Annotated in this window: 20 protein-coding genes and 1 riboswitch; of the genes, 5 read left to right on the forward strand and 15 right to left on the reverse strand. The window is 71.8% G+C overall.

From position 1 onward, the window contains the following. The first annotated feature begins 8 nt into the window (after window positions 1–8). Window positions 9–2537: an ABC transporter permease gene (locus tag ACLIN4_RS14240; RefSeq protein WP_107478214.1), complete on the forward strand. Its 2529-nt coding sequence runs from the start codon at window positions 9–11 to the stop codon at window positions 2535–2537. 83 nt (window positions 2538–2620) lie between these two features. Here ACLIN4_RS14240 and ACLIN4_RS14245 read toward each other — a convergent pair whose 3' ends face one another. After that, window positions 2621–3922 (reverse strand): class I SAM-dependent methyltransferase, encoded by a 1302-nt coding sequence (locus ACLIN4_RS14245; RefSeq protein ID WP_411575842.1) that lies wholly within the window; start codon window positions 3920–3922, stop codon window positions 2621–2623. 246 nt (window positions 3923–4168) lie between these two features. Beyond that, the gene (locus tag ACLIN4_RS14250; RefSeq protein WP_071528720.1) at window positions 4169–5581 is read right to left on the reverse strand and encodes an NAD(P)/FAD-dependent oxidoreductase; all 1413 of its coding nucleotides are present in this window, start codon (window positions 5579–5581) and stop codon (window positions 4169–4171) included. A 514-nt stretch (window positions 5582–6095) separates the two neighbouring features. Here ACLIN4_RS14250 and ACLIN4_RS14255 point away from each other — a divergent pair. Both ACLIN4_RS14255 and ACLIN4_RS14260 read left to right on the forward strand, forming a co-directional pair. After that, window positions 6096–6368, forward strand: coding sequence for a type II toxin-antitoxin system Phd/YefM family antitoxin (locus tag ACLIN4_RS14255; protein ID WP_107478212.1), 273 nt, complete (start codon window positions 6096–6098; stop codon window positions 6366–6368). Beyond that, the gene (locus ACLIN4_RS14260) at window positions 6365–6634 is read left to right on the forward strand and encodes a type II toxin-antitoxin system RelE family toxin (protein ID WP_107478211.1); all 270 of its coding nucleotides are present in this window, start codon (window positions 6365–6367) and stop codon (window positions 6632–6634) included. Before ACLIN4_RS14255 ends, ACLIN4_RS14260 begins: the two co-directional genes overlap by 4 nt. 37 nt (window positions 6635–6671) lie before the next feature. Here ACLIN4_RS14260 and ACLIN4_RS14265 read toward each other — a convergent pair whose 3' ends face one another. From ACLIN4_RS14265 to ACLIN4_RS14320, 12 genes are all read right to left on the reverse strand, one after another. Further along, on the reverse strand, window positions 6672–7625 hold the full coding sequence (locus tag ACLIN4_RS14265; RefSeq protein WP_107478210.1) for a Ppx/GppA phosphatase family protein: 954 nt from the start codon (window positions 7623–7625) through the stop codon (window positions 6672–6674). Beyond that, window positions 7622–8161, reverse strand: a complete 540-nt coding sequence (locus ACLIN4_RS14270; RefSeq protein ID WP_100048363.1) for a DUF501 domain-containing protein — start codon at window positions 8159–8161, stop codon at window positions 7622–7624. Before ACLIN4_RS14270 ends, ACLIN4_RS14265 begins: the two co-directional genes overlap by 4 nt. Window positions 8162–8229: 68 nt before the next feature. After that, window positions 8230–8712 carry an FtsB family cell division protein gene (locus ACLIN4_RS14275; RefSeq protein WP_100048362.1) on the reverse strand — a complete coding sequence of 161 codons (483 nt, stop codon included), beginning with the start codon at window positions 8710–8712 and terminating at the stop codon, window positions 8230–8232. Window positions 8713–8811: 99 nt separating this feature from the next. Continuing rightward, window positions 8812–10092 (reverse strand): phosphopyruvate hydratase, encoded by a 1281-nt coding sequence (gene eno, locus ACLIN4_RS14280; protein ID WP_100048375.1) that lies wholly within the window; start codon window positions 10090–10092, stop codon window positions 8812–8814. A 261-nt stretch (window positions 10093–10353) separates the two neighbouring features. After that, on the reverse strand, window positions 10354–11088 hold the full coding sequence (locus ACLIN4_RS14285) for a transglycosylase family protein (RefSeq protein ID WP_289908944.1): 735 nt from the start codon (window positions 11086–11088) through the stop codon (window positions 10354–10356). A gap of 3 nt (window positions 11089–11091) precedes the next feature. Continuing rightward, window positions 11092–11225: riboswitch (cyclic di-AMP (ydaO/yuaA leader) on the reverse strand. 216 nt (window positions 11226–11441) lie between these two features. Beyond that, window positions 11442–12512, reverse strand: a complete 1071-nt coding sequence (locus tag ACLIN4_RS14290) for a transglycosylase family protein (protein ID WP_411575843.1) — start codon at window positions 12510–12512, stop codon at window positions 11442–11444. 147 nt (window positions 12513–12659) lie between these two features. Beyond that, the gene (locus ACLIN4_RS14295; RefSeq protein ID WP_257101653.1) at window positions 12660–13997 is read right to left on the reverse strand and encodes a cytochrome P450 family protein; all 1338 of its coding nucleotides are present in this window, start codon (window positions 13995–13997) and stop codon (window positions 12660–12662) included. Further along, complete coding sequence (locus ACLIN4_RS14300; RefSeq protein ID WP_100048024.1) at window positions 13994–14980, reverse strand: nucleoside triphosphate pyrophosphohydrolase; 987 nt, start codon at window positions 14978–14980, stop codon at window positions 13994–13996. Before ACLIN4_RS14300 ends, ACLIN4_RS14295 begins: the two co-directional genes overlap by 4 nt. Before the next feature lie 164 nt (window positions 14981–15144). Then, on the reverse strand, window positions 15145–15792 hold the full coding sequence (locus tag ACLIN4_RS14305; RefSeq protein ID WP_269955614.1) for a SurA N-terminal domain-containing protein: 648 nt from the start codon (window positions 15790–15792) through the stop codon (window positions 15145–15147). A gap of 149 nt (window positions 15793–15941) precedes the next feature. After that, complete coding sequence (gene pkaE / locus ACLIN4_RS14310; RefSeq protein WP_268252966.1) at window positions 15942–17432, reverse strand: serine/threonine protein kinase PkaE; 1491 nt, start codon at window positions 17430–17432, stop codon at window positions 15942–15944. Between the two features lie 38 nt (window positions 17433–17470). Continuing rightward, the gene (locus ACLIN4_RS14315) at window positions 17471–18082 is read right to left on the reverse strand and encodes a hypothetical protein (protein WP_289908941.1); all 612 of its coding nucleotides are present in this window, start codon (window positions 18080–18082) and stop codon (window positions 17471–17473) included. Window positions 18083–18303: 221 nt separating this feature from the next. Further along, a complete protein-coding gene (locus ACLIN4_RS14320; RefSeq protein ID WP_411575844.1) occupies window positions 18304–20493 on the reverse strand; it encodes an N-6 DNA methylase in 2190 nt (729 codons plus the stop codon). Between the two features lie 191 nt (window positions 20494–20684). On the opposite strand from ACLIN4_RS14320, the gene ACLIN4_RS14325 reads away from it, so the two are divergent. Together ACLIN4_RS14325 and ACLIN4_RS14330 are read left to right on the forward strand one after the other, a co-directional pair. Beyond that, entirely contained in the window at window positions 20685–21167 is a 483-nt protein-coding gene (locus tag ACLIN4_RS14325; RefSeq protein ID WP_411575845.1) for a hypothetical protein, read from the forward strand. Window positions 21168–21364: 197 nt separating this feature from the next. After that, a complete protein-coding gene (locus ACLIN4_RS14330; RefSeq protein ID WP_307652702.1) occupies window positions 21365–22264 on the forward strand; it encodes a hypothetical protein in 900 nt (299 codons plus the stop codon). 82 nt (window positions 22265–22346) lie between these two features. On the opposite strand, the gene ACLIN4_RS14335 is transcribed toward ACLIN4_RS14330, so the two are convergent. Continuing rightward, on the reverse strand, window positions 22347–23090 hold the full coding sequence (locus ACLIN4_RS14335) for an N-acetyltransferase (RefSeq protein ID WP_411575846.1): 744 nt from the start codon (window positions 23088–23090) through the stop codon (window positions 22347–22349). Window positions 23091–23226 lie beyond the last annotated feature (136 nt).

Here is a 23226-nt window from a genome sequence, read left to right on the forward strand (position 1 = left end):
GAAGACCCATGTTCCGTACCGCCTTGCGCAACGTTCTCGCGCACAAGGCCAGGCTGTTGATGACCGTGCTCGCCGTGATGCTCGGCGTGGCGTTCGTGTCCGGCACCCTGGTCTTCACCAACACCATCTCCGACGCCCTCCAGAACAGCTCCGCCAAGGGCTTCGACCACGTCGACGTGGCGGTGACGCCCGAGTTCCAGAAGGCCGAGGGCGACAAGGTCGGCGAGGAGCCCGAGCTGACGCAGGCCCTCGTCGACGACAGCGCCCGGGTGCCCGGCGCGGCCTCCGCCATCGGCGTGGTCTCCGGTTTCACCGCCGTCGCCGACAAGGACGGCGACCTGATCGGCGACGGCTGGAGCACCAAGGGCGGCAACTACTGGGGGGAGAAGGACCCCCGGTACCCGCTGACCGACGGGCGCGCCCCCAAGGGTGAGGGCGAGATCCTCATCGACTCCAAGACCGCCGAGCGCACCGGCTACGGCGTCGGGGACACCGTGCGGATGTCCGTCGACGGTCCGGTCATCAGCCCGAAGGTCGTCGGCGTCTTCACCACCGACGACGGCGGTGTCGCGGCCGGCGGCAGCCTCACCCTGTTCGACACGGCGACGGCGCAGAAGGTGTTCGGCAAGGCGGGCACGTACGACGAGATCGACGTCGAGGCGAAGGCCGGCGTCACGCAGGCCGCGCTGAAGGCCGAGCTGGACAAGGCGCTGCCGAAGGGCCTGGTCGAGACCACCACCGGCGAGAAGCTCGCCGACGACCAGGCGGAGGCGATCGCCGCGTCGATGAGCGGCATGAAGCAGGGCCTGCTGGTCTTCGCCGGCATCGCGCTCTTCGTCGGCACCTTCATCATCGCCAACACGTTCACGATGCTGGTCGCCCAGCGCACCAAGGAGCTGGCCCTGATGCGGGCGGTCGGCGCCTCCCGCCGGCAGGTCACGCGGTCGGTGCTGATCGAGGCGTTCGTGGTCGGCGTCGTCGCCGCGGTGACCGGTCTGCTCGCGGGCATCGGCATCGGGGCCGGGATGCGCGCCCTCATGAGCTCGATGGGCGAGGTCGTGCCCGACGGGCCGCTGGTCGTCTCGACCGGCACGATCGTCGCGGCCCTCGCGGTCGGCGTCCTGGTCACCATGCTGGCCGCCTGGCTGCCCGGCCGCCGGGCGGCGAAGATCCCGCCGGTCGCGGCGATGAGCAGCGTGCACGCCAAGGCCACGGCCAAGTCGCTGGTGCTGCGCAACACGCTGGGCGCGCTGGTCTCGGCCGCCGGCATCGCGGTCGTCCTCGCGGCGACGACGATGGGCGGCACGGACGGGCAGGCCCCGATGGGTCTGGGCGCGGTCCTGCTGATCATCGGCGTGTTCATCCTGACGCCGCTGCTGTCCCGCCCGCTGATCGCGGCCGCCGCTCCCGTACTGCGCGTGTTCGGTGTCTCCGGCAAGCTCGCCCGGCAGAACTCGGTGCGCAACCCGCGCCGCACCGCCGCCACCGCCTCCGCGCTGATGATCGGCCTGACCCTGATCACCGGCATGACGGTGATGGCGGGCAGCCTGCAGAAGTCGATCGACAAGATGGCGTCGGCGGCGATCGAGGCCGACTACGTCGTCTCCATGGCCAACGGCAACTACCTCTCCCCCGACGTCGGCGAGAAGCTGGGCGGGACCGACGGCGTCACCGCCATCAGCCCGCTGCGCAACTCCGCCGCCCGCATCGACGGCGACACCGAGTACCTCACCGGCGTCAACGGCTCCACGATCGCCGGGCTGACCGACCTGAAGGTCGAGCAGGGCGCCTTCGAGGTCGGCGGCACCAAGGTCGTCGTGGACGGCGACACCGCGAAGGAGAACGGCTGGAAGGCCGGTTCGGACTTCACCGTCGCCTACGAGGACGGCGAGAAGCAGCGGCTCACCGTCGCGGGTGTCTACGAGGGCAACGACATGCTCAGCGGCATCATGCTCGACAACTCCGTCCTCACCCCGCACATGACGGACCCGGTCGACATGCAGGTCATGGTGAAGATGTCCGACGGGGCCTCCTCGGCCGCCAAGGACAGCCTCCAGCAGGCGCTCGACACCAACCCGGCGATCAAGATCCAGGACAAGAAGGACATCTCCAACGAGGTCGCCAAGATGTTCACCATGATGCTGAACATGCTCTACGGCCTGCTGGCCATGGCGGTGATCGTGGCCGTCCTCGGTGTCATCAACACCCTGGCCATGTCGGTCTTCGAGCGCTCCCAGGAGATCGGGATGCTGCGGGCCATCGGCCTGGACCGCAAGGGGATCAAGCGGATGGTCCGCCTGGAGTCCCTGGTGATCTCCCTGTTCGGCGGGGTGCTCGGCATCGGCCTGGGCGTGTTCTTCGGCTGGGCCGCCGGTGAGCTGATGGGCTCGACGATCGCGACGTACGAGCTGGTCCTGCCCTGGGGCCGGATGGGCGTGTTCCTGCTGCTGGCCGCCGCCGTGGGCGTCCTGGCGGCGCTGTGGCCGGCCCGTCGGGCGGCGCGGCTGAACATGCTCCAGGCCATCAAGGCGGAGTAGCCGGTACACGGCGCGGCAGCCGGTACGTACGAGCAGGGCCCCGTTCCGTCCGGAGCGGGGCCCTTCGGCGTCGTGGGCGGAGATCAGTTCCAGGTGCGGGTGCGCAGCGGCAGTCCGGAGTCGCCCGAGTCCGGGGTCCTCACCGCCAGGACCTGGTTGACGCCGATGCGGTTGTGCTCGAAGGCGAGCGCCGAGGCGGCCATGTACAACCGCCAGACCCGGGCCCGGCCGGGGCTGACCAGCCGGAGTGCCGTCGCCCAGTCGGACTCCAGGTTGGCGACCCAGCGGCGCAGGGTGAGCGCGTAGTGCTCGCGGATCGACTCCACGTCGCGCACCTCGAACCCGGCGCGCTCCAGTTGGGTCACGGTGGTGCCGACGGGGGCGAGTTCGCCGTCGGGGAAGACGTAGGCGTCGATGAACTCGTCCACGCTGTAGGCGGACTCGTCCCGCCGGGGGCGGCGCGCGATCTGGTGGTTCAGCAGCCGTCCGCCGGGCTTGAGGAGCCGGAACAGGTCGCCCGCGTACTCCAGGTAGCGCTCGGCACCGACGTGCTCGGCCATGCCGATCGACGAGATGGCGTCGTACGGCCCGTCGGCGACGTCCCGGTAGTCCTGGACGCGGATCTCCACCCGGTCGGTGAGGCCCTCGTCGGCGACGCGCTTGCGGGCGTAGGCGGCCTGCTCCTGGGAGAGGGTGACGCCGACGACGCTCACGCCGTGCTCGCGGGCCGCGTGGATCGCCATGGAGCCCCAGCCGCAGCCCACGTCCAGCAGCCGCTGACCGGGGCTCAGGCCGAGCTTGCGGCTGACCAGTTCGAGCTTGTCGCGCTGGGCGTCCTCCAGGGTGCCGCCCTCGGCCTCGGGGGCCTGCCAGTAGGCGCAGGAGTAGACCATGGAGGGGCCTAGGACGATCTCGTAGAAGTCGTTGCCGACGTCGTAGTGGTGGCTGATGGCCCGTCGGTCGCTGCGCTTGGTGTGCAGGTGGCCGCGGGTCCTGCGGACCTCCTCCGGCGGCGGGGCGGGCGGCAGCGGCGGGCCGGCGAGCTTGACCAGGCCGCGTACGGCGGCCCGCACCTCGGGGTCGCGCAGCGCCCCGGCGAGCGTGCGGGCGTCCTCGCCGCGCTCCCAGACGAGGCCGGACATCAGGTCGAGGGCGGTGTAGAGGTCTCCGTCGATGTCGAGGTCGCCGGCCACCCAGGCGCGGGCCAGGCCCAGTTCGCCCGGCTTGAACAGCAGCCGGCGCAGGGCCCGGCGGTTGTGGACGACGAGGGTCGGGGCGCCCGGCGGACCCGCCTGCGAACCGTCCCAGGCGCCGAGACGCACCGGGAGGGGCGCTCCCAGCAACTGTTCGAAGAGGTTCTGCAGCCGCAGCGCGGCATCAGCCATGGCGTACCTCCGTGACGAGCGATCCCGGAAATGTCCGACACCACGTAAACACCTGGAGGCCCGCCGCACAGTCCCCGGCGCGCGTTACGACTGGGCAAAATACTTGTACACACCACGGGTCTTGCGGCCCGCGGGGCGAGGGCAACGCGAAGGGGCCGCCCGCACCACGGATGGCAGGCGGCCCCTTCGGGGTACTACAGGTACTACAGGTACTACAGGGGTACTACAGGCGCGGTCGACCGGAGGTCAGGAGGCCTTGGCCTTCTCCTCGGTCTTCTCCGACTTGGCCTCGCCCTTGTCGGCGGCCTTCGGCGCGGCGGCCGGCGCCGGCTTGGCGGCCTCGTAGAACTCCTCGCGCGGCGTCTCCATCGCGCCGAGGGAGACGACCTCGCGCTTGAGGAACATGCCGAGCGTCCAGTCCGCGAAGACGCGGATCTTGCGGTTCCAGGTCGGCATCGCGAGACCGTGGTAGCCGCGGTGCATGTACCAGGCGAGACGTCCCTTGAGCTTGATCTTCATCTTGCCCATGACGATCATCGCGACGCCCTTGTGCAGGCCGAGGCCCGCCACCGCGCCCTTGTTGGCGTGGCTGTACTCCTTCTGCGGGAAGCCCCGCATGCCGGAGACGACGTTGTCGCCGAGGACCTTGGCCTGGCGCAGCGCGTGCTGGGCGTTCGGCGGGCACCAGGCGTTCTCGTTGCCCGCCTTGCGGCCGACGAGGTCCGGGACCTGGGCGTTGTCGCCCGCGGCCCAGATGTAGTCGGTGCCCTTGACCTGGAGGGTCGGCTCGCAGTCGACGTGACCGCGGGGTCCGAGCGGCAGGCCGAAGCGGGACAGCGCCGGGTTCGGCTTGACGCCGGCCGTCCACACGATGGTGTTGGAGTCGACCTCCAGGCCGTTCTTCAGCACCACGTGGCCGTCGACGCAGGAGTCCATGGAGGTGGACAGGTAGACCTCGACACCGCGGCCCTCGAGGTGCTCCTTGCCGTACTGGCCGAGCTTGGGACCGACCTCGGGGAGGATCTTGTCGGCGGCGTCGACGAGGATGAACCGCATGTCCTCGCGGGAGACGTTCCGGTAGTACTTGGCCGCGTCGCGGGCCATGTCCTCGACCTCACCGATGGTCTCCGCGCCGGCGAAGCCGCCGCCGATGAAGACGAAGGTGAGCGCCTTGCGGCGGATCTCCTCGTCGGTGGTGGAGTCGGCCTTGTCCAGCTGCTCCAGCACGTGGTTGCGCAGGCCGATGGACTCCTCGATGCCCTTCATGCCGATGCCCTGCTCGGCGAGGCCGGGGATCGGGAAGGTGCGGGAGACCGCGCCCATGGCGATGACCAGGTAGTCGAAGGGCAGCTCGTACGCCTCGCCCACCAGCGGGGCGATCGTGGCGACCTTGCGGTCCTGGTCGATGGTGGTGACCCGGCCGGTGAGGACCTCCGCCTTGGGAAGCACGCGCCGCAGGGGGACGACGACGTGCCGCGGGGAGATGTTGCCGGCGGCGGCTTCGGGGAGGAAGGGCTGGTAGGTCATGTACGACCGCGGGTCGACGACGGTGACGGTCGCCTCGCCGTAACGCATCTTCTTCTGGATGCGTCGAGCTGCGTACAGGCCTACGTACCCACCGCCTACTACGAGGATCCTGGGACGCTCCGTGGTGCTCATGCCATCGAGTATCCACCCGCCCCAGGGGGGTCGATCGTGCGCCCCTTCACAAGCTCATGTGAGGGCTGTGTTACCATCCGCCGCCCAAGTGACGGAGATCATGGCGCGCAGCGGAACCACCGTGTACCGGACCCCGTTGTCAATGCCGCGTGAGCTGCCCCTCCGCCCCGTCGGGGACGCTGAACCAGTCCCCCGGACACCCCCGTCGGCACCCCTCCGGGACACCGTCCTGAACACGTTCAAAGGGCAGTTGAACCCCCAAAAGGGTCAACCGGCGCGCTTTCGCCGCCCGACCGGGCCCAATTCCTTGTGAAGAACTTCACGAAGTTTCCCGACAGGACGTCACCGGAGGGCCCCGCAGGCCCTCCGGAAGCCGCTCAATCGTCGTCCGCACTGCTCAGACCGCGACCGCGGAGGCCTATGCCAGTGACCACGCGACGCCTTCGGGGACGCGCACGGCCGCGATTTCCCCCTTCGGATGCGCCGTGTACACGCACATGCGTACACTGAGTTCATGACTGAGAACACCGTGACCGTACGGGAAGCCCGCGCGCACCTCGCCGATCACATCAACCGGGCCGAGGAAGGTGTCCCGACCGTCATCACGCGCAACGGCGCCCCGGTGGCAGCCGTGGTCCCGATCTCGGACTTCGAAGCGTTGGAGGAAGCCGCAGACGTGATGTTGGCGCGCGAGGCCGAGGCGGTGCTGGCCGAGGGCGGCACCACCGTCACCATGGCGGAGCTACTGGCGGACCTGTTCACCGAGCACGACGGTGAGGCGGCGTGAAGTACGCCTTCCGGTTCACCGCGGCGGCACAGCGGCAACTCCGGGCCATCAGCCGCCCCGACGCCATGCGCATCCTGACCGCGTTGACCGCACTCGGTGACGACCCGTACCGCCAGGACGCCGACGTCAAGAAGCTCACCGGCCCGTCGGGCCTCTACCGGCTCCGGGTCGGAAGCTACAGAGTCGCCTACCAGGTCAACGATGGTGAACTCGTCGTCCTCGTGGTCAAGGTGGGCGACCGGCGGGACGTCTACCGCAACGTGTGACGCCCCGCCCGGTGCCGGCACCGCCTGGCAGTGCCGCTCAGCGCGCCTCGGCGGCGCAGCTGTGAGCTATCCCGTCGAGGATGTCGTGCTCGCTCACCACGACCTCCTCGGCGCCCGTCCGCTCCATGATCGCCAGCAGTACCAGCGCGCCCGCCCCGATCACGTCGACGCGGCCCGGGTGCATGGAGGGGACGGCCGCGCGCTCGGCGTGGGTGGAGCGCAGCAGCCAGTCGCTGATCTCCCGGACCCGGGCGCGGGAGACCCGGGAGTGGTGGATGGCGGCCGAGTCGTACTCCGGAAGGTCCTGCGCGATCGCGGACACCGTCGTCACCGAACCGGCCAGCCCCACCAGCGTGCGCGCCTCGCGCAGCGGCACCGTCTCCTCGGCCAGGTCGAGGGCCGCCTCGATGTCGGCCCGCATCGCCGCGACCTGCGCCTCGGTCGGCGGATCGGTCACCGTGCCGTCGTGCACCAGGTGCCGCTCGGTCATCCGCACGCAGCCGACGTCCACGGAACGGGCGGCGCGCACGTGGTCGTCGCCGACGACGAACTCGGTCGAGCCGCCGCCGATGTCGACGACCAGGTAAGGCTTGTCGAGGTGGTCCCGTCCCGCCAGCTCCTTGGTGGCCCCGGTGAAGGAGAACTCGGCCTCCTGGTCGCCGGTGATGACCTCCGGCTCCACCCCGAGGATGTCCAGCACCCCACGCACGAACACGTCCCGGTTCTCCGCGTCCCGGGAGGCTGAGGTCGCCACGAAGCGCAGCCGCTCGGCGCCGTGCTCCTTGATGGCCGCGGCGTACTCGCGGCAGGCGGCGAAGGTACGCTCCAGCGCCTCGGGCGCCAGCCGCCCGGTGCGGTCGACGCCCTGTCCGAGCCGCACGATGGTCATGCGGCGGTCCAGGTCGGTCAGCTCACCGGTGGCCGGGTCGACGTCGGCGACCAGCAGCCGGATCGAGTTCGTACCGCAGTCGATGGCGGCGACACGGGTCACTTGGCATCCTCCCCACAGCTCTCGCCGAGCGTCACGCACGGCCCCTTGCGCCACCACTCGGGCAGCATCGCGATCGCCTCGTCGCCCAGCGGGTTGACGCCGGGGCCGGCGGCCAGCGAGTGGGCGACCAGGACGTGCAGGCACTTCACGCGGTCGGGCATGCCGCCCGCGCTGGGGAAGCCGGTCAGCTCCTCGATCTCGTCGCGGCGCCGGATGTAGTCCTCGTGCGCGGCCCGGTAGGCGGCGGCGAGCACCGGGTCGGTGGCGAGGCGTTCGGTCATCTCCTTCATCACGCCGTTCGCCTCCAGCGTGCCGATCGCGGAGGCCGCCTTCGGACACGTCAGGTAGTACAGCGTGGGGAACGGGGTGCCGTCCGGCAGCCGCGGGGCCGTCTCCACGACGTCCGGCTGCCCGCAGGGGCAGCGGTGGGCGATGGCGCGCAGGCCGCGCGGGGGACGCCCGAGCTGCTGCTTGAAGGCCTCGACGTCCGCGTCGGTGGGTTCGGTGCGCTCGGTGGTCGGCGGGGGAGTCTGCATGACTGTCTTCTGCTGGTCTTCCTGTTGAGTCACTGCCGGCACGGTCGGTTCACGGCCGGCGCCACCGGTCACTGCCGGCCGGCGGCGGCGTCGGCCTTGTCGATCCCGTCCCAGACGTTCCGGTACCAGGGACGGTCGGCGGCACCCGCCTCGGCGCGGGCCTGCCGGGCCGCGTCCGGGTCGACGACGATGAAGCCCGTCTCCCCCGGCATCACGTAGTGCAGCCGCAGCCGGATCTGCTGTTCGGCGTAGGCGTCGTCCTGCCAGCGTGCCTTGAGGTCGCGCAGTTCCTCGACCCGGTCCCGGGTCTCCTGCTGCTCCCGCCGCAGGTCGGCGATCTCGGCGCGCTGGGCGACGTACTGCCGTATCGGGTAGGCGAGCGCCACGACGAGCGAGCAGAGCACCATCGCCAGCAGCGCGGCCCGGCCGGTCAGCCGGGAACGGCGGGCCTGGCGCTTGGTCTGCGAGCGGTAGACCCGGGCCGCGGTCTGTTCCCCGATGATCCGGATCCTGGTCGCGGTGGAGAAACGGTCCCGGTCCTTCACCGCCATGTCTGTCCCCGCCTCCCGTCCACACGTGCGTACGTCCCCGCACACGGTACGGGACCGAGTACGGGGACGTACGTACGACGCTGCCTACAGGGGTGCGGGTCAGCCCTTGAAGCGCGGGAAGGCGCTGCGGCCGGCGTACACCGCGGCGTCGTCGAGGATCTCCTCGATGCGCAGCAGCTGGTTGTACTTGGCGACGCGCTCGGAGCGGGCCGGGGCGCCGGTCTTGATCTGGCCGCAGTTGGTGGCGACGGCCAGGTCGGCGATGGTGACGTCCTCGGTCTCGCCGGAGCGGTGGGACATCATGCACTTGAAGCCGTTGCGCTGGGCCAGCTCGACGGCGTCCAGGGTCTCGGTCAGCGAGCCGATCTGGTTCACCTTGACCAGGAGCGCGTTGGCGGCGCCCTCCTCGATGCCGCGGGCCAGGCGCTCGGGGTTGGTGACGAACAGGTCGTCGCCGACGAGCTGGACCTTGTCACCGAGCTTGTCGGTGATGGTCTTCCAGCCCTCCCAGTCGTCCTCGAACAGCGGGTCCTCGATGGAGACCAGCGGGTACGCGTCGACCAGCTCGGCGTAGTACTCGGTCATCTCGGCGGCGGAGCGCGTCTTGCCCTCGAAGGTGTAGGCGCCGTCCTTGTAGAACTCGGACGCGGCCACGTCGAGGGCGAGGGCGATCTGCTCGCCGGGGGTGTAGCCGGCTTCCTTGATGGCCTCGAGGATGAGGTCGAGGGCCTCGCGGTTGGAGCCGAGGTTCGGGGCGAAGCCGCCCTCGTCGCCGAGGCCGGTGGCCAGGCCCTTGCTCTTCAGAACCTTCTTCAGCGTGTGGTAGACCTCGGCGCCCCAGCGCAGGGCCTCGGAGAAGGACTCCGCGCCGATCGGGGCGATCATGAACTCCTGGATGTCCACGTTGGAGTCGGCGTGCGAGCCGCCGTTCAGGATGTTCATCATCGGCACCGGCAGCAGGTGCGCGTTGGGGCCGCCCAGGTAGCGGAAGAGCGGCAGGTCGCTGGCCTCGGAGGCGGCGTGCGCGACGGCGAGGGAGACGCCGAGGATGGCGTTGGCGCCCAGCGAGCCCTTGTTGTCGGTGGCGTCCAGGTCGAACATCGCCTGGTCGATCAGGCGCTGCTCGGTGGCGTCGTAGCCGACGAGCTCCGGGCCGATCTGCTCGATGACGGCGAGGACGGCCTTCTCGACGCCCTTGCCCAGGTAACGGCCCGCATCGCCGTCACGGAGTTCGATGGCCTCGAAGGCGCCGGTGGAGGCACCGGAGGGAACGGCGGCACGACCCGTGCTGCCGTCGTCGAGGCCGACCTCGACCTCGACCGTGGGGTTGCCTCGGGAGTCCAGGATTTCCCGGGCTACGACGACGTCGATGGACGGCACGAGCATCTCCTTCTTCAATGTGACGCTTCGGTGTGACGCGCGGGTCCGAGGACCGCGGCGGCTCTGCGGGTCCGAGCCTAACCGGCTCCGGGCGATCGGCCAGCCGATCGCCCACCCGGTGGACAGAACCGAGAGTAAATTGTTTCCGAACGGAACAAAGACGTTTCCGAGAATCCGTTCGGATCGGGGGCGTGAAAAAACCCGCCCCGGTGCGTACGGGGGAACACGCACCGGGGCGGGAGTCGCGGGGGCCGCCGCCGCTTACTTCAGGTGCAGCTGCTGGCCCGGGTAGATCAGGTCGGCGTCGTCGACGATGTCGTCGTTCAGCTTGAACAGCTTCGCCCAGCCGCCCTTGACGTCGTGCTCCTCGGCGATCGAGCTGAGGGTGTCGCCCTTGACGACCTTGTACTCGCCGTCACCCTTCTCGACCTTCTTGCCGGTCGGGGTGGTGACGGTCTCCTTCTTGGCGGCCGGGCGCTCGTCGGAGCGGGAGGCCTTCTGCTCGGTGGAGCGGTCGGCGGTGGAGCCGGTGCTCTGGCTCTGCGAGCCCTGGCCGCTCTCGGAGCTGCCGGAGGACTGCGAGGAGCCGCTGTCCTGGCTCTCGGAGCCGCCGCCGGTGTACGCGGCGTTCGACAGGCCGGTGCCGCAGACCGGCCAGGCGCCCTTGCCCTGGCCCGCGAGCACCTTCTCGGCGATCTCGATCTGCTGCGCCTTGGTCGCCTGGTCGGCGGTCGCGGCGTACTGCGTGCCGCCGTAGCCGGCCCAGGTGGAGGCGGAGAACTGCAGACCGCCGTAGTAACCGTTGCCGGTGTTGATGGACCAGTTGCCGCCGGACTCGCACTGGGCGACGGCGTCCCACTCGGACGCGGTGGCGGCGGAGGCGTTGCCGGCCGCCATCAGCGGGGCGGCGACGGCGGCACCGGTGACGCCGGCGACGGCGATGACACGGGTGGCCTTGGACGGACGGCGGTGCTTGCCCTTGCCGGAAAACAGCATGGTTGATCCCCTCACCGACGCCTGCGAGGTGAGCTGTCGGGTTCGGGCCGGTTGAGTTGCCCGGCCGGGTTCCTCGCGGAACTCGGCTTCACCCCTAGCCTCCCCGGCTCAACTGCCCGGTTCGGCACTTACCTTGGGTCCCCCGCTCCTGCCTGCGGCGCTCGAAGCGACGACTGTTCCCGGACGGCCGCTGGCAGGATTCGGCGTTGCGGCAACCGGGGCCCGCGGTGGCGAGCGGTCATGACCGTAGACACGCGCTCCACGGATTTTCAAAGACGATCACGGCTTCTGAGACCTATCTCTCACGAGATCCAAAACGGACATACGGTCTCTAACCGTGACGCGAACTCCCCCTACTTTTCGCCCGATTCGCCCGTGACCGTGAGCGTCTGACCGGGGAGGATGTGGTCCGGGTCGGCCCCGACGACCTCCTCGTTGCCGGCGTAGAGCGAACGCCACCCGCCGTCGAGGTCAAGGGAGTCGGCGATGCCCCAGAGGCTGTCGCCGGAACGGACCGTGTACGAGCCGTCCGCGACCTCCCGCGCCCCCCTGTCGTCGCGCGAGGCGTGCCGCCCCGAAGAGGCGTCCGTACGGCCGTCCGTCGCACTCTCGTCGGCACTGCCGCCGCGATGCCGTCCCGCACCGGACTCGCCGCTCCCGGCGGCCTCCGACGAACCGTCACTCGGCCCCACCTTGTCCGATTCATCGGTCTTGGTGGTACCTGCGGACGGGCTGCCGGATTCCTGCGGGTCGACGCTCGCCGAAGCGTCGGATTCGGACGAAGTGCCCGACTTGGACGTTTCGTCCTCGTCGGCCGACGAAGGGTCAGAAGTCGGCGAAGGAGACGTCGAAGGCGACGCCCCGGAAGTCGGCTCGGACCCCTCGCCCGAGCCGGTCGAGCCGGACGAGCCCGTGGAGCCGGACGAGTCGGTCGAATCGGCCGAGCCGGATGAGTCGGCCGCTTCCGGAGCGGTGGGCACCTGCGACGGCTCCCCGCTCTCCGACGCCCCGTCACCGGACGAACCCGTACCGCCGCTCACGATCCCCGAGTCGTTGCCCAGCCCCGCCAGCAGACCGCAGGTCGGCCAGGCGGCGATGCCCTGGTCCGCATGCATCTTCTCGGCGATTCTTATCTGCTGGGAGCGGCTGGCCTGGTCGGCGCTCGGCGCGTACGCGAGGCCGCCGTACTGCTCCCAGGCCTCCTGGGACAGCTGAAGGCCGCCGTAGTACCCGTTGCCGCTGTTCTGGCTCCAGGCGCCGCCGGTCTCGCACTCGGCGACCCGGTCCCAGTTCGCACCGTCGGCCGCGTGGGCACCCGTGGCGCCGAGGAGAGGGATCGCAATGGCGGAGCCGGTCACTCCGGCGGCGACGACCAGGGCGGGAGCCTGGCGGGGGCGGCGGTGACGACCGTTCCCGGAGAGCATGCGACGACCTTTCACGAGACAGCGGGGACCGCGCGGCGGTGATGCTCAGGCCACGCTGATCCGTGAACGTATAGGCAGATGATCGCTTGTCACAAGTTCATGCCGCGCAGATCACGTGAAGATCACAAAGTTGAACGCGTGTCACGTTTACTTCAAGGACGGACCATTACCGGCCGACCGCGCAACGGGTGTGAAGGAGACGGGCAGCGTGCGCAGACCTCGCATGATGAGGCCGCCGCGCCAGCGCAGTTCGTCCGGTTCCGCGGCCAGGCGCAGGTCCGGGAGGCGGGTGAGGAGCGTGGCGAGCGCGGTCTGTCCCTCCAGCCGGGCGAGCGGGGCGCCGAGGCAGTAGTGGATGCCGTGGCCGTATCCCAGGTGCTGGCTGTCCCGGCGGGCGAGGTCCAGGGTGTCCGGTTCCGTGAAGCGCTCCGGGTCGCGGTCGGCGGCGGCCAGGACGACGAGGACGGGGTCGCCGGGCGCGATGTCCTGCCCGCCGATGGTGAGCGGGCGGGTGGCGAAGCGCCAGGTGGCCATCTCCACCGGGCCGTCGTAGCGCAGGAGTTCCTCCACGCCGGTCTCCAGCAGGGCCCGCTCGCCGACGGCGAGGGACGTCTGCAGACGGGTCCGCTGATCGGGGTGGGTGAGCAGGGCGTACGTGCCGTTGCCGATGAGGTTGACGGTGGTCTCGAAGCCTGCGAAGAGCAGGATGAAGGCCATCGCCGCGGCCTCGTTCTCGGTGAGGTGCTCGCCGTGGTCCGAGGCGCGGATGAGGCCGGAGATGAGGTCCTCGCCGGGGCCGGGCTCGGGCGGCAGCGCGGCGCGCTTGCGGTGGATGAGGTCGGCGAGGTAGCCCCGCATCTTCTTCACCGACCGCGCGACCCCGCCCCGCGGTCCTCCGCCGTGACGGATCATCATGCCCGCCCAGTCCCGGAAGTCGTCCTGGTCCTCGCGGGGGACGCCGAGCAGGTCGCAGATGGCGTAGATGGGCAGGGGGAAGGCGAACTCGTGGATCAGGTCGGCACTGCCGGTGGCGGCGAACCGGTCGATGAGGTCGTCGGCCAGCTCCTGCACCCGGGGCGCGAACTCGGCGACCCTGCGGGGAGTGAACGCCTTGCTCACCAGCCGGCGCAGCCGGGTGTGGTCCGGCGGGTCGATGTTCAGCAGGTGGGTCATCAGCTCGGCCTTCCGCTCCCCCGGAATGCCGGTCTTACCCTTGGCGTGCGCGGGCTCGTCGTGGTGGGCCGGGTTCTTGGACAGCCGCGGGTCGGCGAGGGCCTGCCGGGCGTCCGCGTACCGGGTGACCAGCCAGGCCTCCACTCCGCTGGGCAGCCGGGTGCGGTGCACGGGGGCGTGCTCGCGCAGCCAGGCGTAGGCGGGGTACGGGTCGGCCGCGAACTCCCAGGTGAACAGCTCGGGGGCGGGAACTGCGGGCAGGGGGTGGCCGGGGCCGGGTGAGTGGCCGGTGCCGGGCGGGTGGCCGGTCATCCCTCGACCTCCCTGATCGCGTCCCGGTAGGCACGGGCCGCGGCTCTCAGGGCCGCCTCGGGGTCCGTGCCCTCTGCTTCGGCGCGGGCGGCGAGGGCGAGCAGTTCGTAGCCGATGCCCTCGCCGGAGGGCAGGGCGACCGGGAGGCCGGCCGTGCGGACCCGGGAGGCGAGCTTGGCGGCGAGGGCCAGGCCGGGCTGGCCGAGGGGGACGCCGTCGGTGACCGAGGCGCGCTGCTTCTCGGCCGCCTTGGTGCGCAGCCAGTGCTCCCTGACCTCCTCGGGGGTGGTCGCCGTCTCGTCGCCGAAGACGTGCGGGTGGCGGTGGATGAGCTTGGCGACGATGGTGGCGGCCACGTCGTCGACGGAGAACGGGGCGTCGGGGTCCTCCTCGGCGATGCGGGCGTGGAAGACGACCTGGAGGAGGACGTCGCCCAGTTCCTCGCGGAGCTCGTCGCGGTCGCCGTCCTCGATCGCCTCGACGAGTTCGTACGCCTCCTCGATGGCGTACTTGGCCAGGCCCTTGTGGGTGCGCTGCGAGGACCACGGGCATTCGACGCGGATGCGGTCCATGACCTGGACGAGGTCGAGCAGACGGGCGCCGGGGAGGTCGTAGGAGGCGGGGAGCAGTTCCAGGTCCGGCATGGAGACGCGGCCGGAGCCGGCGAGGCGGGCCAGTCCGTCGGTCAGGCCGGGATCGCCCTCCCCCGTGGCCACGACCACCACCGTGCGACCCCCGGCGCAGGCGGCGACCAGCTCCTCGGCGGTCGGGGCGGCCTCGTCGACCCGTATGCCGGCCTCGCGCAGGTACGGCAGCTGCGGGTGGGCGCCGTCGGCGCACAGCACGCGGTCGGCGGTGCGCAGGGCCTGCCAGGCGGGCCAGGACAGCAGGCCGGGGGCGACGCGGTGGCTGGTGGTCAGCAGGACGATGCGGCCCGGGTGGGGGGTGGTGCCGGGGGTGGTGTCGGCGGTGGTTGCGTTCACCTTCAGAACGTAACGCACGCGACGGACAGCCCCCCGAGTTGTCCACAGGGGGCTGTGCTGCCGGCTTGTCCACAGGGGGCGGGCCGCGGTCCGGCGGGTCCCGCGCGTCCCGCAGGACGGCGGGACGGCAGGACGGCAGGACGGCAGGACCGTTACGCGGTCTGCTACGCCGTTTGCTGGGTCTGTGCCGCAGTGATCTCCCGCAACCACGGGGTCTTGGTGTCGACGCGGCTGCTCTTCTGGACGTCCCAGTCGCCGTAGCGCGGGTTCAGGTCGATGTCGAGCTGGTCGGAGGCCTTGGAGAGGGCCTGCCAGAACTCGGGCCGGCTGGTGTCGGTGCCGAGGCTCTCCGCGAGCTTCTGGGCCTCCAGCTGGACGCGGAGGTTGTCGTCCAGGCGGTCGGGGGCCACGCCGTACTGCTGCAGCCAGGCCGTCTCGAGCTGCTCGGGGCCGCCGGCCTGCTCCTCCAGGCCCGCGCGCAGGTCCTGGACCTCCTTGCGGCTGACGGTCACGCCCGCGTTCTGGGCGGCCCGGTGCAGCACCCGGTCGAGGACCATGCCGTGCAGGGTGTCGCGGGTGAGGCTGCCGGTCCTGGCGAGGACCTGCTGGTACTGGGTGTCGTCGGGGACGGCGGCCCGCTGTGCGTCACGCACCTCGTCGACGCGGTTCTCCAGCTGGGCGACGGTGATCCGCTGGTCGCCGACCACGGCGGCGGCTCCCGGGTGCGCGTCGTTGCCGCACGCGGTGAGCAGGGGCGCCGCGGCGGCGATCGCGGCGGTGAACAGGAGCGCGGTGCGACGGCGGCGGTGCAAGTGAACCTCCCGTTGGAGATTGTGCGACGGTGCACAAGGTCTTGCGATGATCGATGGTAGGCAGTGGCCCGGCTCTGGCCAACCCATTCGACCAACGATTCACCGGGACTTCGGGCACCGCCGCGCCGTCCCCGCGCAAGGGGCGTGCGTCAGCCGCGCACCTGTCCGAGCCACGTCAGGGTGCGCCGGATCTCCGCGGCGAGTGGATGGCCCGGGCCGTGCAGGCGCTCCACGTCGTGCAGCAGCCGGGCCAGCGTCTCGTGGGCCGCCGCGCGGTCGCCGAGGGCGAGGAGCAGGTGGCCGATGCGGCGGCGGACGTCGTGGGCGAGGTCCGGGTCGGGGTCGACGTACTGGTTCTCGTAGTACGGCAGCAGCGCGCGGTACTCGGCGAGGGCGGCGGCCGGTTCGCCGAGCTGCTCCAGGCACTGGGCGGCGTCGTAGCGGTGGCGCAGGGACTGGGGGTCGGCCCGGCCGGCCTCGGCGGCGCGTTCGTCGGCGAGGCGGCGCAGTTCGGGCAGGGCGCGCCGGTACTGGCCGTCGTCCATGAGGGTGGCCGCGTACTGCTTGCGCAGGGTGCGCACGACCGGGGAACGCTCGCCGTGCTGTTCGGCGGCGGCGGGCAGGATGGCGCCGAGGATGTCGACGGCCTGGGTGATGCGGCCCTCTCCGAGGAGGCGCTTGACGTCGTCGACGGCGCGGGCGACGTCGGGCTTCTCGGCCTCGGCGGCGGGCGGCACGGGTGCGGGCTGGGGCGCGGGGGTGCGGGCGCGGTCGGGCCAGGGGGCGTGCGGGCGCACGAAGGGGCGGGTGGGGTCGAGGGGGCCGCCGGTGGGCATGCCGCGCGCGGGGAGCAGGAGTGCCAGGTGCTCGTAGACCTCCTGGGCGGAGGCGGGGCGGTGCTGCGGGTCCTTGGCGAGCAGGCGCAGGACCAGGTTCTCGAGTGCCTCGGGGACCTCGGGGCGGATGCGGCGTACGGGCAGCGGCGGTTCGTAGAGGTGCCGGTGGAGCACACCGAGGGCCGTCGAACCCGCGAACGGGACGTCGCCGCTGAGCAGTTCGTGCAGGAGTACGCCGAGTGCGTACAGGTCGGTGTACGGGCCGACCGCGCCGCCCATGGCCTGCTCGGGTGCCATGTAGGCGGGCGAGCCGATGGGGGTGCCGGTGTGGGTGAGGCGGGTGGTGTCGGCGTCCATGACGGAGGCGACACCGAGGTCGAGGACGGTGACGGTGCCGTCCTGCTTCACCATCACGTTGCGCGGCTTGAGGTCGCGGTGGACGATCGGCACGGCGTGCACGGCGCTCAGTACGGCGCACAGCTGGGCCGCCACGGCGACCGCCCACTGCCAGGGGTAGGGGTCGTTCTCGGCGAGGTGGTCGGAGAGGTCGGCGCCGTCGACGTACTGCATGACGAGGAACAGCTCCTCGCCCTCGCTGCCCGCGTCGTGCACGGTGACCAGGCCGGGGTGGTCGACCTGTGCGGTCACCCGGCACTCGCGCACGAAGCGGCGGCGCAGTTCGTCGGCCTCCTGGCCGGCCACCTTGTCGGGGCGCAGCAGCTTCACCGCCACGCGCCGGTCGAGGCGCCCGTCGTAGGCCGTCCAGACCTGTCCCATGCCGCCCTGCCCGATGAGCGTGGCCAGTTCGTACCGGCCGGCGACGACGCGTCCTGTCGCCACGGTCACCTTCCGCCCTCGGGGGTGCCGCTGCCGCCGCTGCCGCCGTGCCGGCGCAGGTAGTCGCTGAGCTCGTCGAGTTCGGCGCGGACCTGGTCGATGCGGGCGGGGGCGGGGTGCTGCGGGGGCGGCGGGACGGGAGTCTGCGGGAGGGGAGCCTGCGGGGGCTGCGGGATCTGCGGCATCGACGCTGACTGAGGCTGGGGTACCGGGGCCTGCGGGGGAACCGGGCCGTACGGGCGCGGGGGCTGCGCGGGCTGCGTGGGCTGCGCGTAGGCGTACCCGGCCGCCGGGGGGTAGGGCGCCACGGGGATCGGGTAGTACGGCCTCTGGTAGTGCCGGACGTCCGCGTACAGGAACCAGCCGGCGCAGACGCAGGCGTTGAGCAGCAGGATGATCATGCCGGTGGTGCCGGCCGGGGTGCTGAAGTCGTCCGTGTCGTCCTGGGCGAGGAAGCTGAAGCTGGTCACCAGGGCGGCGACCGTCGCCGCGAAGACCCACCACTCGCGCGCCCTGCGGGTCACGATGGCCGCCCACAGGGTGGAGACCCACGCGAGGAACCCGATGCTGAGCAGCGGCAGGGCCACGAAGACGACGCGCAGCACGACCAGCACCACGGTCGAGGGCCGACGTGGTGACGGTGGAGGCGGCCGATAACCCTGGCCGTGCATGGCTGCTCCCGAATGCCTGTCGAGACGGGTCGGACGACCGCGAAGCCCGATACGAAGTCCGATTACGAAGTCCGATACAAAGTCCGAGCGTATAGGCCGACACGGACAACGGGTCACGGGTTGTACCGAACCGTTGTCGTACCGATCGCTCGGCGACGCGCGGTCCCTCAGTCCGGAGCCACGGAGCCGTCCGTGAGCCCGTCGTACATGCCCCGTACGAGCTGTTCGCCGAGGCGGCCCGCGAGCCTGAGCGCGCGCTCGAACTCGTCGAGGGCGCGGAACCGGTCGCCGTAGCGGCGCTGGGCGTCGAGCGGGAGCCGGGGCAGTTGGAGGCGGCGGACGTCGAGGCGGGTGGCGGTGGAGGCGTAGCTGCTGGCCTGGCGGTTGTTGGCGGTGCCGCGCAGGAACCCGGCGAGGAACCAGGGGTCGAGCGCGGCGGGGTCGGGGCGCAGGAGGACGAGGTTGCGCCCCAGGGCGGCGCCGGCGGTGGCGTCGTCGACGACGCGGGCCACGGAGCCGCCGCCGAGGACCGGGACGACGACGTCGCCGGGTTCGGTGAGCACGGGCTCCTCGTCGCTCTCGGGGAGGGTGCCCGAGGGGGTGGTGCCGGCGAGCACGTCGTGGTCGGTGAGTACCGGCACGCGCACGCGGCCGCTGGTCCCGCCGGAGCGCAGCAGCAGGGCGCCCCCGCGGGCGAGTTCGCCGACGGTGGTGAGCGGCCAGCGGGGCGCGGTCTGCGCGGAGTCGGCCGCCACGGGGGTGAGGTCGGCGGTCAGGCGCAGCGTCTCGCCGAGGCGTTCGCGTACGTCCGCGAGCCGTCCGGGGCCGTCCGCGGCGGGGGGCGGCAGGTGGCGGGCGGGGGCCAGGTCGACGTCGTCGTCGAGGAGTTCGATGACGGGCAGGGAGCGGGCCAGGCCGGGGCGTTCGTCGAGGTGCCCGGCCCGGTCGAAGTCCCGCCAGGCGCCGAGTACGGCGTCCCGCACGGCCCGCCAGTCCGGCCCGCCGCGCCCCTCGCCGGTGAACTGCCCCGCGTCGGCGAGCAGCACCTCGGGCTGTGCGGGCGCCTTCCCGGGGCGGCGCAGTACCCACAGGTGGAGCGGGATGCTGTACGGCGGTGCGGCGCCGGCCGGCAGCGCGATCACGGCCCGCAGCGCGCCTCGGCGCAGCAGGTCGGCGCGGATGCGGCGGCCGGAGCGGCGGGAGGCGGCGGCGGGCGGCATGAGGAGGACGGCGGTGCCGTCGTCGCGCAGGCGGGCGAGGGCGTGCTGCACCCAGGCCAGCTCGGACTCGGTGCGGGCCGGGAAGCCGTACTCCCAGCGGGCGTCGTAGGCGAGTTCGTCGTGCCCCCAGTTGCGTTCGTTGAACGGCGGGTGGCACAGGACGGCGTCGGCGCGCAGGTCGGGGAAGGCGTCGGCGCGCAGGGTGTCGCCGGCGGCGGCCCGGACGGTGGCGCGGGTGTGCAGGGCGAGCCGGAGCGCGGTGAGGGCGGCGAGGTCGGGGGCGCCGTCCTGGGCGTGGAGGCGCAGGCCGTCCTGCTCGGGGCGGGGGGCCGGGCCGTCGGGCGCGGCGGCGCGCAGGAGGGCGCCGGTGCCGCAGGCGGGGTCGAGGACGGTGCGGGCGGGGCCGGCCAGGTCGGCCATGAGGTCGGCCAGGTCGGCGGGGGTGAGCGTGTACTGGCGCGGGTTGGCGTCGAGGTGGCGGCCGAGCAGGAACTCGAAGGCCTGCCGGGCGCCGAGTTCGGCGGCGAGTTCGGCGGTGCCGCGCAGGAGGGGGGCGGAGGCGAGGGCGGCGGGACCGGTGAGGTTCTGGAGGGCGGGGGTGTTGACGGCGGGTTCCGTGTGAACAGCGGGGGTCGCACGGTCGCCGGCGGGTGGGTTCACAGCGGTTGACGTACCGGTCGGCGTTCCGGCGCGGGCAGCCGCTTTCGCCCGTCCTCCCCGGCTGCGGCGTCCCGGGCGCACCGTCCCGAAACGCGGGGTCAGCACCTGGTCCAGTGCTTCGGGGAGCATCGCGGCGAGCCGTTCGTCGGAGCCGGCGCTCACCTCCAGCCAGAGGGTGGGGCGGTCGTGGATGAGCAGGAGGGCGCAGCCGGCGTGGGTGAGCGCGGTGACCGGCCCCTCGGGGTGGCCGACGACCTGTTGCCAGACCCGCTCCCTCAGGGGCACCTCGGCGAGTTTGCTGTGGGCGCGCAGCCAGCCCTCGACTTCGGCGAGGGCGAAGGAGGGGCTGGTCTCGGTGCCGCCGACCGGCTTGGGGAAGTCCGCGTGGCGGCGCCGCCAGTTGCTCACGGCGGCCCGGCCGACGCCGGCGAGCCTCGCGATCCCGGCGGCGGTCACTTCAGTCGCGTTGTCCTGCACCGGCGCGGCTCCCCTCGTCACATGTGTGACGCCGAGCATACCGACGTACTCGCCGAGCCGGATTCACGACCGTGTACACACCGCACGACGTGAACTTGGTTGACTCGGTTCACGGACTCTGGTCTCATTGACCCCGCCAACGAGCAACCGCCGATCGGCTGGCGGTTGCCGCACCGGGAGGGGACACAGTCATGGGCATGAAGACCAAGATCGCGCTGGGCGCCGTGGTGGGGGTCGCCGTCATCGGCGCGGTGTCGGCCAACTCCGGCGACGGAGGCGGCGAGGCCAAGAGCGACAACCGGACCTCCGCCGGCGCCGAGGAGAAGCCCGGCGGCACGAAGGGCGACGGTGCGCCCGACGCGAAGCCGGCCGAGGACAAGGCCGCCGAGAAGGCGTCCCAGGCCGACCAGTTCAAGGACTTCGTACAGAAGAACGGGACGCCGTCGGAGAAGGAGGCGGTCTCCCACGTCACCAAGGTGCAGGGAGCCGAGGAGCAGAACGACATCCTCGACGCCGCCGACGTCTACACCGACTTCACCGGCGGCATCATGGGCGAGGGCACGGGCCCCGCCAAGCTCATCGCCTCCGCGTTCGCCGACTGGAAGCAGAGCGAGAACGGCCTCGTGACCATCTACGATGCCGACGGCGAACTGCTCGGCAACGGCAACTTCTGAGCGTACGGCGGCTCCTTCACGTCATCGTCGGCGGCCGCCGCCGTCGACCACCGTCTCCGGCTCCGCCACGCAAGCGGCGTATCGCTGCCGTCATCACTCCACGCACGGCCCACGAACGCGCCACCGATCACCACTCACCACTCATCAGTCACCACTCATCAGTCACCACTCGTTGGAATTCCTGGGGGGACTCCGCCATGCGCCGGCCCGCACGCCGCACCACGTTCACCGCTCTCTTCCTCGCCGCAGTGGCCACCGCGAGCCTGACCGGATGCCAGTCCGGTCAGGACGACACCGGCGGGACCGACGGGACCGGAGCCACGGCGCCCGCCTCGCGGCCCGCTTCCGGGTCGAAGTCGGACACGGACGCGGCGAAGTCCTCGACGGATCCGGCCTCCGCGGCGACGGGTTCGGCACCCGCGTCGGCGGAACCGTTCGCCGGCCTGAGCGCCGCGGAGATCTCCGAGCGCGCCTTCAAGGCCACCACCGGAGCCCGCTCGCTGCGCGTGACCGGCGACGTCCCGGACGAGGAGAGCGGCGGCACCATACGGGTCGACCTCGCCCTGGACCGGAAGGGCGAGTGCGCCGGCACGATGAGCATGGACGGCCAGGGCGAGGCCGAGCTGATCAAGACCGGCGACACCGTCTACCTCAAGTACGACGAGCGGTTCCTGAGGGCGCAGAGCGAGGGACAGCCGCAGGCGGACACGGAGGCCCTCGTGTCGCTGCTGGCCGGCCGGTGGACCAAGATGTCGGCGACCGGCCCGGACGCGAAGGACATGACGACCTTCTGCGACCTGGACACGATGCTGGAGGGCGCCGACGACGACAGCGGGGACGGTGAACCGACGGTGACCCGCGGCAAGGCCACCACGGTCGACGGCACACCGGCGATCATCCTGCGGGAGACGGACGGCCCGGACCGCAGCACGCTCTACATCGCCTCCGAGGGCGAGCCCTACCTGCTGCGCTACGAGGACGAGTCCGAGGCCGGCGCGGGCGCCCTCACCTTCGGCGACTACGACGAGCCGGTGCCCGCCGACGCGCCCACCGGGGACGTCATCGACCTGGACGCGATGAACGGACTCGACGCCTGAGCACCGTTGCCGGCGCGCGACGAGCCGGCCCGCCCGTGACGGCACGTGCGGCACCCGTCCTGAACACCCTCGCCCCGGGCGGTCACAGCGGGTGCCGCATCCACACGTTGGGCTCGACGTACACCGCGTACCCGCGTTCCGGTTCGCAGCGCACCGGCACCAGGGCGCCCGGGACCTCGACGTCCCCGGCGGTGTCGAAGGGCAGGCCCGTCCAGTTCCGCCACTGGTCCAGCGAGCCGGAGACGGTCATGGAGGCCGGGGCCACGGAGTCGACGGTGGCACCGGCCCGCGCGTGGACGCGCAGCCAGGGGTCGTGGGGCAGGCCGTCCGGGCGCAGGCGGCGGGCGTACTCCTCGATGGGGGCGTGGGGTTCGAGGTGCTTGGCGCTGGGGCGGACGGGGGCGACGACCTCGCGGAAGCCGAGGGCGCGGGCGTTGTCGCGCATCGCGGCGAGCATCCTGCCGGACAGTCCGCGCCTCTGGGCGTGCGGGGCGACGGTGACGGAGATGGCGCTGACGGTGTCGGGGCGCACCCCGTGGCGCAGGTCGCTGAAGGCCCAGACGAGCACTTCGGCCCAGCCCCGGGCGGGCAGCGTGCCGCGCCACTCGGTGTGCAGGGCGAACGGCACGCTGTGCCCGTGGGCGACGACCTCGCCGTGCTCGTCCTCGGCGAACTGCACGTACTGCGGCAGCTCGACGGCGATGCGCGGGTAGTGGGCGTTGCCCGAGAGGTCCTCGACGGCGAACGCGGGCCAGCTGTCGGCCATCTCCCGGACCCGGTCCAGCATCTCCGGGCGCTCGGCGAGGTTCGATATCTTCAGCTCCATGCGGTCACCGTAGGCAGCGGAGCAGGTGACCGGGAAGCGCTTTTCGCCGCCGTACGGCTCCTTCGGGACCGGGTTCCCCCCCGATCGGCTCCCGTCGGCGAACCCGTCCGGAACGAATCCGGGACCGACGGGCGTC

Origin of the sequence: Streptomyces mutabilis (assembly GCF_046628145.1) — a bacterium.
GTDB classification, from domain to species: Bacteria; Actinomycetota; Actinomycetes; order Streptomycetales; family Streptomycetaceae; genus Streptomyces; species Streptomyces mutabilis.

Bases quoted from the DNA above. Each gene is read 5' to 3' on its own strand.
- ACLIN4_RS14250 (WP_071528720.1), bottom strand. From the start codon at position 5,581: ATGAGCACCACGGAGCGTCCCAGGATCCTCGTAGTAGGCGGTGGGTAC.
- ACLIN4_RS14275 (WP_100048362.1), bottom strand. From the start codon at position 8,712: ATGGCGGTGAAGGACCGGGACCGTTTCTCCACCGCGACCAGGATCCGG.
- ACLIN4_RS14335 (WP_411575846.1), bottom strand. From the start codon at position 23,090: ATGGAGCTGAAGATATCGAACCTCGCCGAGCGCCCGGAGATGCTGGAC.
- ACLIN4_RS14295 (WP_257101653.1), bottom strand. From the start codon at position 13,997: ATGACCGGCCACCCGCCCGGCACCGGCCACTCACCCGGCCCCGGCCAC.
- ACLIN4_RS14290 (WP_411575843.1), bottom strand. From the start codon at position 12,512: ATGCTCTCCGGGAACGGTCGTCACCGCCGCCCCCGCCAGGCTCCCGCC.
- ACLIN4_RS14245 (WP_411575842.1), bottom strand. From the start codon at position 3,922: ATGGCTGATGCCGCGCTGCGGCTGCAGAACCTCTTCGAACAGTTGCTG.
- ACLIN4_RS14325 (WP_411575845.1), top strand. From the start codon at position 20,685: ATGGGCATGAAGACCAAGATCGCGCTGGGCGCCGTGGTGGGGGTCGCC.
- ACLIN4_RS14255 (WP_107478212.1), top strand. From the start codon at position 6,096: ATGACTGAGAACACCGTGACCGTACGGGAAGCCCGCGCGCACCTCGCC.
- ACLIN4_RS14285 (WP_289908944.1), bottom strand. From the start codon at position 11,088: ATGCTGTTTTCCGGCAAGGGCAAGCACCGCCGTCCGTCCAAGGCCACC.
- ACLIN4_RS14240 (WP_107478214.1), top strand. From the start codon at position 9: ATGTTCCGTACCGCCTTGCGCAACGTTCTCGCGCACAAGGCCAGGCTG.
- ACLIN4_RS14330 (WP_307652702.1), top strand. From the start codon at position 21,365: ATGCGCCGGCCCGCACGCCGCACCACGTTCACCGCTCTCTTCCTCGCC.
- ACLIN4_RS14270 (WP_100048363.1), bottom strand. From the start codon at position 8,161: ATGCAGACTCCCCCGCCGACCACCGAGCGCACCGAACCCACCGACGCG.